This is a genomic window from Amycolatopsis sp. cg13, from assembly GCF_041346965.1.
Taxonomy (GTDB): Bacteria; Actinomycetota; Actinomycetes; order Mycobacteriales; family Pseudonocardiaceae; genus Amycolatopsis.
The window spans coordinates 2643466-2658932 of sequence record NZ_CP166848.1 but is presented as its reverse complement, the minus strand read 5'-3'; the positions used below and the strand labels follow the sequence as shown (position 1 = coordinate 2658932).

13 protein-coding genes are annotated in these 15467 nt (G+C 69.4%); 7 read left to right on the top strand and 6 right to left on the bottom strand.

Annotated features, from left to right (window positions below):
- The first annotated feature begins 63 nt into the window (after positions 1-63).
- A complete protein-coding gene (locus tag AB5I40_RS11910; RefSeq protein WP_370938542.1) occupies positions 64-1215 on the top strand; it encodes a glycosyltransferase 87 family protein in 1152 nt (383 codons plus the stop codon).
- Here the strand turns inward: AB5I40_RS11910 and AB5I40_RS11905 are convergent.
- The 4 genes from AB5I40_RS11905 to AB5I40_RS11890 all read right to left on the bottom strand — a co-directional run bounded on the left by AB5I40_RS11905 (position 1142) and on the right by AB5I40_RS11890 (position 3911).
- On the bottom strand, positions 1142-1807 hold the full coding sequence (locus AB5I40_RS11905; RefSeq protein ID WP_370938541.1) for a DUF998 domain-containing protein: 666 nt from the start codon (positions 1805-1807) through the stop codon (positions 1142-1144). The two genes, AB5I40_RS11910 and AB5I40_RS11905, sit on opposite strands and share 74 nt — an antisense overlap.
- A 39-nt stretch (positions 1808-1846) precedes the next feature.
- Positions 1847-2926, bottom strand: a complete 1080-nt coding sequence (locus tag AB5I40_RS11900; protein ID WP_370938540.1) for a DnaJ domain-containing protein — start codon at positions 2924-2926, stop codon at positions 1847-1849.
- A 219-nt stretch (positions 2927-3145) separates the two neighbouring features.
- Positions 3146-3373, bottom strand: coding sequence for a GNAT family N-acetyltransferase (locus tag AB5I40_RS11895; RefSeq protein ID WP_370938539.1), 228 nt, complete (start codon positions 3371-3373; stop codon positions 3146-3148).
- Position 3374: 1 nt separating this feature from the next.
- A complete protein-coding gene (locus AB5I40_RS11890; RefSeq protein ID WP_370938538.1) occupies positions 3375-3911 on the bottom strand; it encodes a GNAT family N-acetyltransferase in 537 nt (178 codons plus the stop codon).
- 305 nt (positions 3912-4216) lie between these two features.
- Here AB5I40_RS11890 and AB5I40_RS11885 point away from each other — a divergent pair, with 305 nt between their 5' ends.
- Genes AB5I40_RS11885 through AB5I40_RS11875 form a run of 3 tightly spaced genes read left to right on the top strand, consistent with a single transcriptional unit; the run spans position 4217 to position 9401 of the window.
- Positions 4217-5650: an APC family permease gene (locus AB5I40_RS11885; RefSeq protein ID WP_370938537.1), complete on the top strand. Its 1434-nt coding sequence runs from the start codon at positions 4217-4219 to the stop codon at positions 5648-5650.
- A complete protein-coding gene (locus AB5I40_RS11880; protein WP_370938536.1) occupies positions 5647-8514 on the top strand; it encodes a beta-mannosidase in 2868 nt (955 codons plus the stop codon). The genes AB5I40_RS11885 and AB5I40_RS11880 overlap by 4 nt, the downstream gene beginning before the upstream one ends.
- Positions 8511-9401, top strand: a complete 891-nt coding sequence (locus AB5I40_RS11875; protein ID WP_370938535.1) for an ROK family protein — start codon at positions 8511-8513, stop codon at positions 9399-9401. Before AB5I40_RS11880 ends, AB5I40_RS11875 begins: the two co-directional genes overlap by 4 nt.
- Positions 9402-9523: 122 nt before the next feature.
- Here the strand turns inward: AB5I40_RS11875 and AB5I40_RS11870 are convergent, their stop codons facing one another.
- Positions 9524-9763 (bottom strand): hypothetical protein, encoded by a 240-nt coding sequence (locus tag AB5I40_RS11870; RefSeq protein ID WP_370938534.1) that lies wholly within the window; start codon positions 9761-9763, stop codon positions 9524-9526.
- A gap of 249 nt (positions 9764-10012) precedes the next feature.
- Between AB5I40_RS11870 and AB5I40_RS11865 the strand changes: the two genes are divergently transcribed.
- Genes AB5I40_RS11865 through AB5I40_RS11855 form a run of 3 tightly spaced genes read left to right on the top strand, consistent with a single transcriptional unit; the run spans position 10013 to position 12431 of the window.
- Positions 10013-10582 carry an NADPH-dependent FMN reductase gene (locus tag AB5I40_RS11865; protein WP_370938533.1) on the top strand — a complete coding sequence of 190 codons (570 nt, stop codon included), beginning with the start codon at positions 10013-10015 and terminating at the stop codon, positions 10580-10582.
- 23 nt (positions 10583-10605) lie between these two features.
- Positions 10606-11589, top strand: coding sequence for an ATP-binding cassette domain-containing protein (locus tag AB5I40_RS11860; protein WP_370938532.1), 984 nt, complete (start codon positions 10606-10608; stop codon positions 11587-11589).
- Entirely contained in the window at positions 11586-12431 is an 846-nt protein-coding gene (locus AB5I40_RS11855; protein WP_370938531.1) for an ABC transporter permease, read from the top strand. Before AB5I40_RS11860 ends, AB5I40_RS11855 begins: the two co-directional genes overlap by 4 nt.
- A 53-nt stretch (positions 12432-12484) precedes the next feature.
- Here AB5I40_RS11855 and AB5I40_RS11850 read toward each other — a convergent pair whose 3' ends face one another.
- Positions 12485-15136 carry a P-loop NTPase fold protein gene (locus tag AB5I40_RS11850; RefSeq protein WP_370938530.1) on the bottom strand — a complete coding sequence of 884 codons (2652 nt, stop codon included), beginning with the start codon at positions 15134-15136 and terminating at the stop codon, positions 12485-12487.
- Between the last annotated feature and the right edge of the window lie 331 nt (positions 15137-15467).

Genomic DNA, 15467 nt, shown 5'->3' with positions numbered 1-15467 from the left:
AGCAGCCGAAGATCGCTCCGCGGACCGACGATTCTGAGGTGCTCGTCTCCCTAGCTTTCCCTTGTGCGCCAAGAGAAAAAGCTTCGCCTCGGGCTGGCGGCGGCGATCGTCGTGCTGACCGGGATCGCCGCCGTCCGCTGGCTCGGCGGCGCACCGCTCGGGGTAGACAGCGCGGTGTATCGCGCCGGTGCGCTGGCCGTGCTGCGCGGACAGCCGCTCTACGAGCCCTTGCTCGCGCTCGACCCGAAGTCCGCGCTGGAACTGCCGTTCACGTACCCGCCTAGCGCGGCGTTGCTGTTCCTTCCGCTGGCCGCGCTCCCGGCGCAGTTCGCGTGGTTGCTGCTCGCAGTCGGTTCGGTGTTCGCGCTGTGGTCGGTGACGCGCCGGTTCGCCCGCGAACGGCCGCTGCTGACGCTCTGTCTCCTGCCGGTGCTGGAACCCGTGTGGCGGATGATTTCGCTGGGCCAGATCAACGGCGTGCTGATGGCCATGGCGGTGTCGGACGCGCTGCCCGCCCGCGAACGCAAATCCGGCGGAGTGCTGATCGGGCTGGCCGCGGCGGTGAAGCTGACCCCGCTGATCTTCGTCCCGCACCTGTTCCTGACCGGCCGCCGCGCCGACGCGTGGCGCGCGCTGGCGACCTTCCTCGGGGCGAGCGCGGCCGGGATGCTGATCCTGCCGGCGGACTCGATCCGGTACTGGACCTCGGCCATGCTGGACAACCGCAACGCCGGAGCCGTCGACTGGGTGCTCGACCAGTCCCTGCTCGGGATGTTCGCGAGGTTCGGCGCGACCTCGCCCGGCTGGTACGCGGCGGCAGCCGCGCTGTGCCTGCTGACGGGTGCGCTGCTGGTCCGCGACTTCCACCGGCGCGGCGCCCCGCGGGCCGCGCTGCTCGTGACGGCGGGGTGCGGGTTGCTGGTGAGCCCGCTTTCGTGGACGCACCACTGGATTTGGGCAGTGCCGCTCGTCGGGTTTCTCTCCGGCAGGCGGGCCGCGCTGGTCTGCGCTGGAGCGGTTTTCAGCGGGGTCGCGCTGACGCTGGTTCCCGAGGGCGGGCACCGGGAGCTGTCCTGGAATCCGGTCGAGACGGTGTTCGGGAACGCTTACGTGCTGAGTGCGTTGGCTGTCGGCGCGGTGCTTATTGTCCGGCTGGCGCGGGGGTCGCTTGCCGAGCCGGGGCGGCGAGCGCGGCCAGCGCGACGAGTTCGGTGAGCGCCATCCCGCGTTCGACGAGGCCCAGCGGGATCAGCAGCCACCAGCGTTGGTCAGTCAGCGCGGCGACGGCCACCGCGCCGAGGATTACCGCGAACCATGCCAGCGACGCCACCGCGAGTGCGCGGGCGAGGAACCGGCGGCGAGGCGAGTCCGGGAAGACCGTGCGCGCCGAGATGAGCACTGCGAGCGGAAGACAGACGAAGGCGACGACGCTGGCGATCCGATGCAGCGTGCCGCCTGCTCCCGAGGCTGCCGCGTTGGCCCAGTCGGTCTTCGGGAACGCGACGATCACGAGCAACCCAGCGGTCCAGAACGCTCCGAGCACCGCGGCGAGGACCGGCAGTCGTCCTTGCAGCCGCAGCACGGCGAACGCGACCGCCGAACCGGCCGCGACCAGTACGACAGCCAGGTCGAACACCCATTTGTGGTCCGACAGCCCGTATTCGCTGATGGTCCGCCAGGTCGCGCTGATCTCGTCGGTCGGCGGCACCACCTGCAACAGCAGCATCAGGACGGCGCCGAGCGCGAGCGCGCTGATGCCAGCCAGCGCCAGCAGGGCGGGGCGTCGGTCCGCGGACACTGTTGTCATGTCCTCAGAGTGCCACGTGCCGGATATGTCCCCGGTGAATCAGGCCGCCCGGCCGGACCCGGTGACCTGCGCGCGCACCGTGCGCAGCGCGTTGTGGTCCACAGTGGACGGTTCGGCGGACAGCCAGCCGCCGATCTCGTGCAGGAACTGCTCCGGCGTCATCGGCGGACCGGGTTCGCTGTCCGGTTCCGCGGTGGTGACCTCGCCGTCGCGGCTCGGGTACACGATCATCGCGCCGCGCAGCGCGACGCCGGGCAGCAGTTCGCGATAACGCTCCAGGCTTTCTTCCAGCTGGCTGCCGCCGCCGCGGAACGGACGCCCGTTGCGCAGCAGCCGTCCGTCCTCGGCGGTTTCGTAATGCCCGGGCAGCCACAGCTTCGACTCGACCAGCACCAGGCGTTTTCCGCACAGCACCGCGTGGTCGACGTCGGCGAACACCGAACCGGGCCACGCGAGACCGTGGAAGATGCGCGCGCCAGGCAGCCGGGTCAGGTACCGCTCCAGCAGGTCGGCGGTGAGCTGTTCGGCCAGTTCGTCGGTTTCGGCGCCGGGGGAGCCGAACACCGCGCTGCCGCCGAATTCCTCGGCGAACTCGTGCCGGGCGCGGCGGGCGGACAGGAAGCCGCGGGCGAGCCGGTGCACGAGCAGCGCGGTGCCCGCGGTGAGCGCGAGCCAGACGATCAGCACCGGCGGCGTGAAGTCGATCCCGGCGAGCAGCGGCAACAGCACCAGCACGGCGCCGGCGATCGCCGCGACGACCGGCGTATGCCCTGGCCCGCGCCGCCGCCCGTGCCGCATCCGCGGGTCGGCCGCGGCGAACGACCACCACTCCAGGCTTTCCGGATCGATGTCCGGCGCTTCCGGGCGGTAGCCGGGCTGCTCGCCGAATCGCCGCCGGGGCCGGGGTTTGGGCACCGACGCGGCCGGGACTCCGGCGTCGTACCGAGCGCGTTCGTTGGGGTCGGCGAGGGTGTCGTAGGCCTCGCGCAAGAGCTGGAAGGTGCCGACCGTGCCGCCCGCGTCCGGGTGCAGCGTCTTGGCCAGCCGACGGTAGGCGGCCTTGATCTCCGTGGGGGACGCGGTTTTCCCCACGCCGAGTACCGCGTAGTAGTCGGGCACGGTTCGGGTTCCACCTCCGGACGGCTGCCCGCGCAACGATATGGGGTCGCCGGGGCGGAGTGCCATCCGCCTCCGCGGCGCGCCGGAGTGAACGCTAATTCCGGGCTAGCCACTCTTCGCGGCGGAGGGCGTACTCGACGGCGTGGCGGTCGTCGCCCGGCGCGAAGTAGTCGGGGTCGTCGGAGACGAAGTCGCGGATGTGCCGGCGGGGCGCAGCGCTCAGTAACCGGCGAAATCGGCATCGAGGAACCCGGCCCAGCAACCCAGGCCCGGAGTGGTGTCCGCGAGCAGTTTCCGAAGCGCTTCAGCCGACTGCTCCCGGGCCCGCACGCCGCCCAGGTAACGCATCACCTCCGGGTCGGCGGAGAGTTCGAGTTCGTGCTCGAGATGTCCGGCGGACAGCGGGACCAGTCGGAGGCGCTCGGTGTGCAGGATCGGTTGGGACACGCTAGCTCCGGGCCAGCCAGTCTTCGCGGCCGACGGCGTACTCGACCGCGTGCAGGTCGGCGCCCGGTGCGAAGTGCTCGGGGTCGGCGACGAAGTCCCGGACGTGCTGGAGCCCGATGGCGGCCATCGTCGCCTGGGAGGCTTTGTTGCCCGCGGCCGTCCTGGCGTAGACGCGGTCGAGTCCCAGGTCGCGGAAACCGTGGCGGAGCATCTCGCCAGCGCCCTCCTTGCCGAGTCCTTTACGCCAAAACCCGGGAAGCATCCGGTATCCCAGCTCCGCCTCGTTCGGGGATTCGCCGGGGCGCAGGGACCAGAAACCGGCGAAAACGGCATCGACGAAGCCAGCCCAGCAACCGAGGCCGCGACCGGCGTACGCGAGGGTTCGCCGAAGCTCGTCCTCCGACTGCTCCCTGGTCTGCACGCCGGTCAGATAGCGCATCACTTCCGGGTCGGCGGAGAGTTCGACCAGGTGCTCGAGATGTCCGGCGGACAACGGGGTCAGCCGGATGCGCTCGGTCTGCAAGATCGGTTGGGACATCAGGCGAACGCTCCCCGGCCAGGTGGACGACAGGGTGCAGTCTGGCAGCCGGGAGGGTCGCCCGTCAGCCGGTTTTCCGCCCGTCATCGCAGGTTGCCGCACTGGCGTGCGGTGACTCCCGGTCAGCGGCGCCCTCCGGTCGGAACGCCCGCTCCCGCCGGTACGCGGCCGTCAAGGCGGGCCCTCGCCCACCGTCCCCTTCTCCCACTCCCGCACCGGTTTCGGCAACTTTCCGGACGCAGCTCTTCCGCACCCCGTTCATCTTATGTTAAGAAGCTTTACTAACTATTGGATGGAGGCACGACGTGAGCTCACCCACCCGCCCGGGGGACTCCGCGACCCTTCCGGGGAACGGTCTCGAACGCCGGATCGGGCCGCTGCAGGCGACCGCGATCAACATGACGCAGATGTGCGGGATCGGCCCGTTCGTCACCATCCCCGCGATGGTCGCGACCATGGGCGGCCCGCAGGCGATGTTCGGCTGGATCATCGGCGCGATCATCGCGCTCGCCGACGGGCTGGTGTGGGCCGAACTGGGCGCCGCGCTGCCCGGGGCCGGCGGCACCTACATCTACCTGCGCGAAGCGTTCCAGTACCGCTCCGGGCGGCTGATGCCGTTCCTCTTCGCCTGGAGCGCGGTGCTGTTCATCCCGCTCATCATGTCCACCGGCATCATCGGGCTGGTCCAGTACCTGGGCTATCTGGTGCCGGGCGTGACCGACGCGGGCGGCGTCACCCCGCTGGGCAAGGTGATCGGCATCGGCCTCGTCGTGCTGATCGTCCTCGCGCTGTTCCGCCGGATCGGCCAGATCAGCAAGCTCACCACCGCGCTGTTCCTGATCATGCTGTTCGCCGTTTTCGCGGTGATCATCGCGGCCTTCTCGCACTTCGACGCGCACCAGGCGTTCGACTTCACCCCGGGCGCCTTCACCTGGGGCGGCTCGTTCTGGGCCGGTCTCGGCGCGGGTCTGGTCATCGCCGTCTACGACTACCTCGGCTACAACACCAGCGCGTACCTCGGCGGCGAGGTCCGGAACCCGGGCCGCACGCTTCCGCGGTCGATCATCTTCTCCATCCTCGGCATCATGACGCTGTACTTCCTGCTGCAGGTCGGCGTTCTCGGCTCGACCCCGCTGGAGGAACTCAAGAACGCGACGTCCGTGGCGTCGTCGGTGCTGGAGCAGGCGTGGGGTTCGGTGACCGCCAAGATCGTCACGGTCTTCATCGTGATCGCCGCGGTCGGTTCGGTGTTCGCCGGTCTGCTCGGCGGGTCGCGGGTGCCGTTCGAAGCCGCGCGCGACAAGGTGTTCCTGCCGGTGTTCGGCAAACTGCACCCGAAGCTGAACCTCCCGACCGCGGGCGTGCTCGCGATGGGCGCGATCACCGCGATCGGTTCGCTGTTCACCTTGACTGACGTGATCAACGCGGCGGTCACCGTGCTGGTGATCATCCAGTCGCTCGCGCAGGTCGCGGCGATCGTCGTGCTGCGCCGCCGTCAGCCGCACCTGAAGCGGCCGTATCGGCAGGTGCTGTATCCGGTGCCGACGATCATCGCGTGCGTCGGCTGGGTTTATGTGTACGTATCGGCCAGCTGGCTTTCGATCTGGCTCTCGATCGGCTGGATCGCGCTCGGGGTGATCGCTTTCCTGGTCTACGCCTCGAAGGAAAAGGTGTGGCCGTTCGGCCCCAAGGAAATCCGCGAGGCGTTCGCGACTCAGACCGCGGGGGTGGAGTCGTGAGGAAACCGCTGATCGCCGGGATCGCCGCGCTGGTCCTCGTTCCCGGAGCAGTCGCGACCACCGCTTCCGCGCAGCAGCCGGAAACCGCGGCGTCCCGTTCGCAGGGCGAGTCGACGATCGGGCTCGGCGGTTGGCAGGTGCTGACGACCGCGCAGGTCAAGGACGACGGCACGGCCGTCTCGAAGCCCGGCTACCCGACGCACGGCTGGCTGAAAGTGAAGCCGGACGACGCGGGCGCGCCGGGCACCGAGATCAACGCGCTCGTGCAAAACGGCAAGTGCCCGAACGTGTTCTACTCCGACAACATGCGCAAATGCTTCGGCTACCAGACGAAGCGCGGGCCGGTCACCACGAAGCAGTTCCAGGACCCGTGGTGGTTCCGCACCGATTTCGACGCCGGTTTCCGGCCGGGCAAGAACGCGAAGCTGACCGTCCCGGGTGTCGTCGGCGAGGGCGACGTGTGGGTGAACGGCACGCTCGTCGCGGGCAAGGACGTGGTGAGCGGCGCGTACGCGGGCCACACCTTCGACGTCACGAAGGTCCTGCGGCCGGGCAAGAACACGCTCGCGGTCAAGATGTACCCGAATGACCCGAATTCGATGTACACGCTCGACCAGGCCGACTGGGCGCAGATCGTGCCGGACAACAACACCGGCCTGCAGTATCCGCCGACGCTGCAGCTGTCGGACGCGCTGAGCGGCGACAACGCGCACGTCGTGCAGGACAACGCGGCGGATCTGTCGACGTCCTCGCTGACCGCGAAGGTCGACGTCACCAATGACGCGGACATTCCGCAGACCGGCGAGGTCGCCGCGACGGTGACGCCGCCGGGGCGCGGCGCGCCGATCGTGGTGAAGCAGAACGTCACGATTCCCGCGCACGCCAAGCAAACCGTGACGTTCACGCCGGCGAAGTTCCCGCAGTTGAAGATCGTCAAGCCGCAAGTGTGGTGGCCGTACTCGATGGGTGCACAGCCGTTGTACACCTTGGGTACGACAGTTTCGCAGGGCGGCGTGGTGTCGACGTCGTCGTCGGACACGTTCGGGATCCGGACGGTGACGTCGAAGCTGATCGGCAAGTCGCCGGCACTGCCGGACGGCGCGCGGAAGTTCGCGGTCAACGGCCGCGACTTCGTGTTCCGCGGCGGCGGTTTCGCGCCGGACCTGTTCCTGCGCTACGACAAGGCCGACATCGCGCACCAGCTCGCGCTGATCAAGAACCTCGGCCTGTCCGGCGTCCGGCTCGAAGGCCACGACATGCCCGCGGACTTCTACGAGCAGGCCGACCGCGCCGGACTGCTGGTGCTCGGCGGATTCCTCTGCTGCGACGCCTGGCAGCCGGAGAAACCGGAGAAACTGACCGACCGCGACTACCGGATCATGCACGATTCCGCGTATTCGATCGCGCAGCGCGAACGCAGCCACCCCAGCGTGATCACCTACGGCTGGAGCGACAACGAGCCGATCCCGCGGCAGGAAACCGAGACGCTGAGCGCGTTCAAGGCGGCCGACTGGGACGTGCCGGTGATCGCGTCGGCGGAGTACAAGAGCACGAAAACGCTCGGCCCGTCGGGGGAGAAGGAAGGCCCTTACGACTGGGTTCCGCCGGCCTATTGGTACGACTCGTCGACCTTCGACAAGACCGACCCGAGCCGCACGAACGCGGGCGGGGCCTGGGGTTTCGCGAGCGAGCAGAGCGCCGGGCACACCGTGCCGACCCTGGATTCGATCCGGCGGTTCCTGTCGCCGGAGGAGCAGGCGAAACTCTGGCAGGACCCGGCGTACAACCAGTACCACGCGAATTACGAATCCGGGCACGGCGGCTACAAGTTCGGCACGCTGTACACCTTGGACGAGTCGATCGCCCGCCGGTACGGGAAATGGGACTCGCTGGAGTCCTATGTGGAGTCCGCGCAGATCGCGAACTACGAGAACACCCGTTCCCAGTTCGAGGCGTTTCTCGCGCACGCCAACGACAAGAAGAACCCGTCGACCGGCGTCGTGTACTGGCAGCTGAACAAGGGCTGGCCGACGCTGCTGTGGTCGCTGTACAACAACGACGGCGACCAGCCGGGCGCGTATTTCGGCGCGCAGAAGGCGAATAAGCCGCTGCACGCGCTGTACGCCTACGACACCGGCACTGTCGCGCTGTCCAACCTGGGTGCCGCGCGGCAGAACGGGATTTCCGTGCAGGCCAAGGTGTACGACACCGCGGGCAAGGTGCTCGACGACCAGACCGCTCCGGCGGTTTCGCTGGACAGCCAGGGCGTCGCGACCGGATTGCTGAAGCCGAAGGTCCCGGCGGAGACGAAGGCGCCGGCGAAGGCACAGACGTATTTCGTGGAGCTGCAGGTGCGGCAGGCCGGGAAGGTCGTGGACCGGAACGTCTACTGGATGTCGACCCAGAAGGACGTCGTGGACTGGGCGAAGACGCTGCAGAACCCGCAGGCGACGATGAGCCAGTACGGCGATCTGACCGCACTGCGCGATCTGCAGAGGTCGCAGGTCAACGTGACTGCGTCGACGCGCCCGTCGCGTGGCCCGGACGGCACGGACACCGCGACGACGGTCACGGTCACTAATACGTCGAAGACCTCCGCGGTCAGTTTCTTCCTGCGCGCGGACCTGCGCCGCTCCACCGACGGTTCCCAGCTGCCAGCCGCGACCTGGGACGACAACGACATCACGTTGTGGCCGGGCCAGTCGCAGACGCTGACCGTCCGCTACCGGGCCGCCGACCTCCACGGCGCCGGCCCGACCGTCAGCGTCGACGGGTTCAACACCGGCCGGGTCGTGGTGCCGGCCGGTCCGCACCGGGACAGCCAGGGCGCTGTCCCGCCGGTCATCGAGGGGACCCGCGAGTGACATCGGAAGACCTGATCCTGGGCATCGACTTCGGCGGCACGAAAGTGGCGCTGGGTCTGTCCGACCGGACCGGCACGCTGCGGGCGACCCGCCGCCTGGACACCGACGCCGAAGCGGGCGCCGAACAGGTGGTCACCCGGGCGCTGGCCGCCGCGGCCGAGCTGGTCGGCGACGCCCGGCTCGCCGCGATCGGCGTAGTGAGCCCGGGAATCGTGCTGCCGGACCGGATCCTGCTGGCCCCGAACGTGCCCGGCTGGGAAGAACTCCGCCTGGCCGAACTGGTGTCGGCAGCCTTCCCCGCGGTGCCGGTCGCGGTTGGCACCGACGCCAAAGCCGCCGCCCTGGCCGAATGGACCTGGGGCACCCTGGCCGGCGCCGACCCCGCGGTATTCCTGTCGCTAGGCACCGGAATCGCCGCCGCGGTCCTGGTCGGCGGCCGCCTGCTGACCGGAGCCAACGGGGCGGCCGGGGAGATCGGGTACAACCTGCGCACCCCCCAAGACACTGACGGTTTCGCCGGCGGAGCGGCGCCGCTGGAGGAAGCCGTCGGAGGCCGGTGGCTGGGCACGCGGGCGACCGCGCTGCTCGGCCGCCCGGTCACGGCGGGGGAGTTGTTCGCCTTGGCGCGGGAAAACACCGAGGCCAAGGAGCTGGTCACTTCGGCTTTGGACGAGCTTTCGATGCACGTGGCCAACCTGGCGATCGCCTTTGATCCCGCGCGGATTGCTGTCGGCGGCGGGTTGGTTCGGTCGGCTGATGTGCTTTTGCCTGCCCTGCGGGAACGCTTGGCGGCCGCGGTGCCGTTCCCGCCGGAGTTAGTGCCCGCGCGGTTCGACCAGGACGCTGCGTTGCTGGGCGCGGTGGCGCTGGCGTTGCGGGCAGAGTGAGACTCCGTGACCGGCGGGGTTGTTCGGACGCTTCGCCGGTCACGGGTACCAAGTATTCACTGGGTTTCTTGCGCGTCGCTCCTGGTGTGGGGCGACGACGTGGACGGCGTGATTGCCCGCGTCTACCAGCCCATGTCCTTGGCGACTTCCTCCTGCGCGGCCGCGATTTCCTCGGCCGTGGACTCAGTGACGTCGCTGTCCGTGGCGTCTTCCAATCGGGACAGCAGGTCGGCGAGCGCCTGTTTCTGCGCGGGGTGCGTGATCGGCACCGCGTTCAGGTCGACGGTCATCAGCCAGTCGAACAGGACAACGGCGTCGGCGCGCCACAAACGTATGCCGACCGTGGGCAAATCCGGGTCCATGCCGGTGATCCTGCCCGCGACGGCGGCCTCGACGCCATTCGATGAGCGGCGAATCGCTGACGGCCACCGCGAGGAAGCTCGCGCCAGACCGTGGCCAGCCGTGCCAGATCCGCCTTCGCACCTCTGGCTGCCCCGCCCAGGGCACTCGCCGCCGCTTCCTCTTTTTTGCCTCGTCATCCCTCTGAACAGCAAAAACACCCGCTAGATCCAACCTGGCACCGACGCGCACCGATCTGGCGCCCAAGAAGTGTGGACGAGGAGCTGCGGGTAGCCGTGCTCGTCGCCAGCACCCGGGAGGGCCGGGTCGGCGGCGAGATCGGCCGATGGTTCGTCGAGCGGGCCGCCGGGCACGGCGGGGTGGCGCTCGACGTGCTCGACCTCGCGACGTTCGCGATCCCGGCCCGGCTGCCCGCCGAGCCGACGGCCGGCATGGCCGGGTTCGCGAAACGGATCGCGGCGGCCGAGGCGTACGTCGTGGTCACGCCCGAGTACAACCGCAGCTTCCCGGCGTCGCTGAAACAGGCGATCGACTGCGCGTACGAGGAATGGCGGGCCAAACCGGTCGGCTTCGTCTCCTACGGCTACCGCGCGGGCGGCCGCTACGCGGTGGAGCACCTCCGGGACGTCTTCACAGAACTGCACACAGCGACGGTGCGGGATTCGGTGTGCCTCGACCTGCTCGAGCACGAATGCGGCGACCCCGGCGCGGGTCCGCACGGGGAATCCGCAGGTCACGCGGTCTCTGCTCTACTGGACGAGCTGATCTGGTGGGGACTGGCACTGCGCGAGGGCCGGCGCGCGCGGCCGTATCGCGGATGAACAACTGAGGGGAAAGGACAGACATGAGCAACGCAGCCGGGGAACCGGCGATCGAGACTTCCGGGCTCGTCAAAGTGTTCGGCGAGACCCGAGCGGTGGACGGGGTCGACCTCGTCGTGCCCGCCGGAACCGTGTACGGCGTCCTGGGGCCCAACGGCGCGGGCAAGACCACCACCGTCCGCATGCTCGCCACGCTGTCGCGACCGGACGGCGGCGAGGCGCGGGTGTTCGGCCACGACGTGGTGCGCGAAGCAGACGCCGTGCGCAGCCGGGTGAGTCTCACCGGCCAGTACGCGTCGGTCGACGAAGACCTGACCGGACAAGAGAATCTGGTGCTGCTGGGCCGGCTTCTGGGGCACCGCAGCGCTGCCGCGCGCGATCGGGCGGCCCAGCTGCTCGCGGCGTTCGGGCTCACCGAAGCCGCGCGCCGCCAAGTCAAGAACTACTCCGGCGGCATGCGCAGGCGGCTCGACATCGCCGCGAGCATCCTCAACACGCCGGATCTGCTGTTCCTCGACGAGCCGACCACCGGCCTCGATCCGCGCAGCCGCAATCAGGTGTGGGACATCGTCCGCGCGATCGTCGCGCAGGGCACCACCGTCCTGCTCACCACGCAATACCTCGACGAGGCCGACCAGCTGGCGTCGCGGATCGCGGTGATCGACCACGGCCGCGTCATCGCCGAGGGCACCAAGGGCGAGCTGAAGGCCTCGGTCGGGGTCGGCGCCGTCCACCTGCGGCTGCGGGACGCCGACCAGCGCGCGACCGCCGCCGAAGTGCTGGAACGCGCGCTTTCCGCCACCGTGCAACTGGATCACGACCCCGTCGCGATCACCGCCCGGCTGTCGTCGGACGCGCACGAGGCCGCCGCCGACCGCGCGTCGCGGGCTCTCGCGGAGCTCGCGAAGGCCGGCGTCACCGTCGACACGTTCTCGCTCGGCCAGCCCAGCCTCGACGAGGTTTTCCTGGCCCTTACCGACCGCACAGCCACCGAGGAGGCGGCGTGACCACCGTCAAGGAACCCGATCTCGATCTCGCGGCCCCGAAGCCGGACGAACTGGCTGCGGTCCTGCTCGCGACCGAACGGCCGCCGCGGCCGAGCGCGCTGTCCGCGTCATTCTCCTTCGGCTGGCGGGCCGTGCTGAAGATCAAGCACGTGCCGGAGCAGTTGTTCGACGTCACCGCGTTCCCGATCATGATGACGTTGATGTTCACCTACCTGTTCGGCGGCGCGCTGGCCGGATCGCCGACGCAGTACCTGCAGTTCTTCCTGCCGGGCATCCTCGCGTCGAGCGTCGTGATGATCACGATGTACACCGGCGTCGCGGTGAACACCGACATCGCGAAGGGCGTGTTCGACCGCTTCCGCACGCTCCCGATCTGGCGGCCCGCCCCGATGGTGGGCTACCTCCTCGGCGACGTGCTGCGGTACCTGATCGCGTCCGTGGTGATCATGGTCGTCGGCCTGATCCTGGGCTTCCGCCCGGACGGCGGGATCGGCGGCGTGGCCGCGGGAGTCCTGCTGCTGCTCGTGTTCTCGTTCGGGCTGTCGTGGGTGTGGACGATGTTCGGGCTGCTGCTGAGGTCCGAGAAATCGGTGATGGGCGTCAGCATGATGGTGATCATGCCGCTGACGTTCCTCAGCAACATCTACGTCGACCCGTCCACCATGCCCGGCTGGCTCCAGGCCGGCGTCTCGGCCAACCCGATCAGCCACCTGGTCACCGCGGTGCGCTCGACGATGTCCGGAGCCTGGGACGGCAGCGCCATCATGTGGACGCTGATCGCGGCGGCCGCGCTGACCGCGGTGTTCGGGACGCTGACCATGCGGCTGTACAACCGGAAATGACCCGTGCCGGGCGGGAGGCCGCGCCGCTCGGCCTCCCGCGCCCGGTCGTGGCTTCAGGCCGTGGGGGAGAGGACATAGGAGAACCGGCGGACCGCCGGAACCCATTGCTGGAAGCGGGAAAGAGTGTCGATGCGCAGCGCGGTCGACAGGTGGGCGAGGCCGCGATGAAGTTGGCGCCAGTCCCGCAGTTCCTTGTCGCAGAGCGTCCCGGCGACCGGGTTCTGCCAGACCTCGCCGTGCCGCCGCGGCGCGCAGTCGGCCACGAACGCGGCCCAGGTGTCTTCCGGCGAACGGTGGACGAGACCGCCGGTGATCGAACGGTCCGGGTCCGGCACGGTGTCCAACGCCTTTTCGAGCACGAGTCCCGGTGCGGTGAGCAGACCGAGCAGCGCCACCACCGCCTGGTAGTCGCCGGGTTCGAGGTTGTCGCCGAGAAAACGCGACGCCGCTGAGAGGTCCCGGGTCGCGCGAAGCATCCGGTACAGGTTGAACAGCCGCTTCGCCTCGCGCGGGGTGCTGATCAGCACGTCCAGTTCGGACAACAGGTCGATCTCCGCGGAGGTGAGCGGACGCGGCGGATCCGCGGCCCGCTCCGGGCGGCTCTGACTGTCTACTTCGGACCCTTTCTCGATCTCGGGAAGGACGTCCGGGGGCGTCCGGCCCGGAGACGGAATCTGCTCGGTCCGCGGCCGTTCCTCGCCCGCGGGCTCCAGCAGCCGGTCGTCGGTCAGCGACCGCAACAGGCTGCGCAGGCTCCCCTCGGACATGGCGGGCAGCACGAACGGCAGGTTGATGATCTTCCCGAGATAGTCCTCCGGGGAAGCGAGCCTGCCGTCGTCGAGGGAATCGTCGAGCATCCCGTCGTAGTGGCTCTGCAACGACCGGGTCAGCCACCGCGGGTCGACGCCGACCACCACCACGAACAGTTCCAGGGCGAGCAGCAGGTGCACTGCCTCCAGCACCTCGACCACCTGGCGCGAACTGCACCGGTCGAGGTCGTCGATGTACAGCACGATCCGGTCGATCGGCGTGCCGCCCGAGCCGGGATGCGCCCGCCAGTCGGCCATGAGGTCGACCAGCTGCTCGAAATCCTTGCGGATGGTGGAGATCAGCCCGAGGTCGCGCCGGTAGGAATCGCCGTGCGCGCGATCGGCCAGGAACGCGTAAAGATTGCGGCCCGGCGTCAGCTCGGTCAGCTCCCGGCCGAGTTCGCCGACCCTCGCCACCACCTCTTCCAGCTGAGCCTCGGCGACCCGCTGATCAGTCTCGGCCCTCCGGATCTCCTCGAGCATCCGGACGACCTCAGGCGCGACGGCCCTGCTCGCGCCCCGGTCGATGCCGCGACGGAGGTCTTCGCTGAGTTCGCGCAACTCCCGGATCCCCGACCGAGCCCGGCTCAGCAGCACGACCCCGGTGCCCGCCACCGCGGCGAACCCGGCGCCGACTCCCGCCAGCCACTCCCTCGCGACCGGAGTGGCCGCGGCGACGAGGAAACCGATGAACAGAATGACCGCGGACGCCGTCAACGCTGCCTTGCCCCAGCGTCCCTTCGGCGATCTGCGCAACGCCTCGGCTTCGGACAATGTGCCGCGCAACTGCTCGACCAGCAGCGCACCCTGCTCGGCCTCGTCCTGGATCCCGAGGCGGCGCCACACTTCCCGGCTGCCGGCCAACGACCGGATCAGCACCTTCGCGATGTCTTTCCGGCTCAGCGCGGCCTTGTCGACGTCCGCCTGAAGTTTCGCGGCGGTCGCTTGCGCCTGGCGCTTCGCGTCCTCGAGTTCGGTGACCTGATCGAGCCGCTTGGCGAGTTCCTCGCGCAGTTGCTCGCGGCGCTGCTGCGCATTCGGACCGGGACCGGCGAGCTGCCGGAAGATCTCGTCGCCGAGACTGGCCCACAAGTTGCGGTCCGCGTAATGCCAGGCGTTGAACCCGATCTGGACGATCTCGCCGCGGTAAGCCGGATTGCCCGAGCCCGCGAGCCGATCCACCTCGTCCCGCATCAGCCCCATGAAGTAGCTCTTGCCGGACCCCCATTCGCCGAACACCCCGACCGACAACGGCGGCAGGGTGCTCCGGTCGGCGATCACCGTCGCGAGCATCGACACGTAGGGCGCGACCCCGAGCCGATCGCGGTCGAGCGGGATCCCGAGCGTCGGGTCGACCAGATCGTTCGAGATGCCGCCGGCCAGCTCGACGACGGAAAACCTGGCGGCCCCCGCCCGTTTCCAGGCCGCGCGGATCGCGTCCTCCGTCTGTTCGGAGTTGCAGACGAAGACAAGACTGCGCAGGCCACTGGTGTCCTGGAGCGCCCGGACCGCAGCCGGAATCGCCACCGCGGCGACCTCCGCTTCCCCGAGCCCGATATCGCCGGTGCCCAGCAACGGAAACCCGAGCGCGATCGAGTCCGCACTCGCCGCGAACCGAATCCCGGTTTCCGTGGCAGTCGCGATCGCGGGCAACGACGGCAGACCGAACGCGCCGTCTTCGTGCGGCGTCACGAGCACGGCGAACTTCAGCGAGCCCCTGCCACCGCGGAGGTCCAGCACGAACGGCCGCTCCGGGACGATCGCGTCGTAGTCGACGGAATCCCAGCCCGCGTCCGGAAACTGTTCCCGGACCGCGCGGCCGAGGCTGCCGAGACTGCCGCCGACGGAAACCGCGATGCCGTCGATGCCGGACTCCCACGGACGATTCGTGCGCACCAGATAACACGAGGTCCCGCCCGCTGAACCGAGATAACCGGAGTCGTTGTGTTTCGGTGTGCCTGCCATACCAGCTTGCGCCCTCCACGACGTCGACGCGGACGGCCAGCCTAGCCAGACTGTGGCTTCGGCGCGCGGACAGCGCGGTTTCGGGGGCGTGCAGCGGTGCTCGTCAGCCCCAGCTCGTCAGCCCCAGTTCGTCTTGCCGAGCGGTTGCGAGCCTTGCCGGACGGTGCGATTCGTTCTTGCTGGTGGCCCGGGTTTCGGCCGCTCGGCTCGCTCGGCTTGGCTCGCCCGCCAGCCCGCCAGCCCGCCAGCCCGCCAGCCCGCC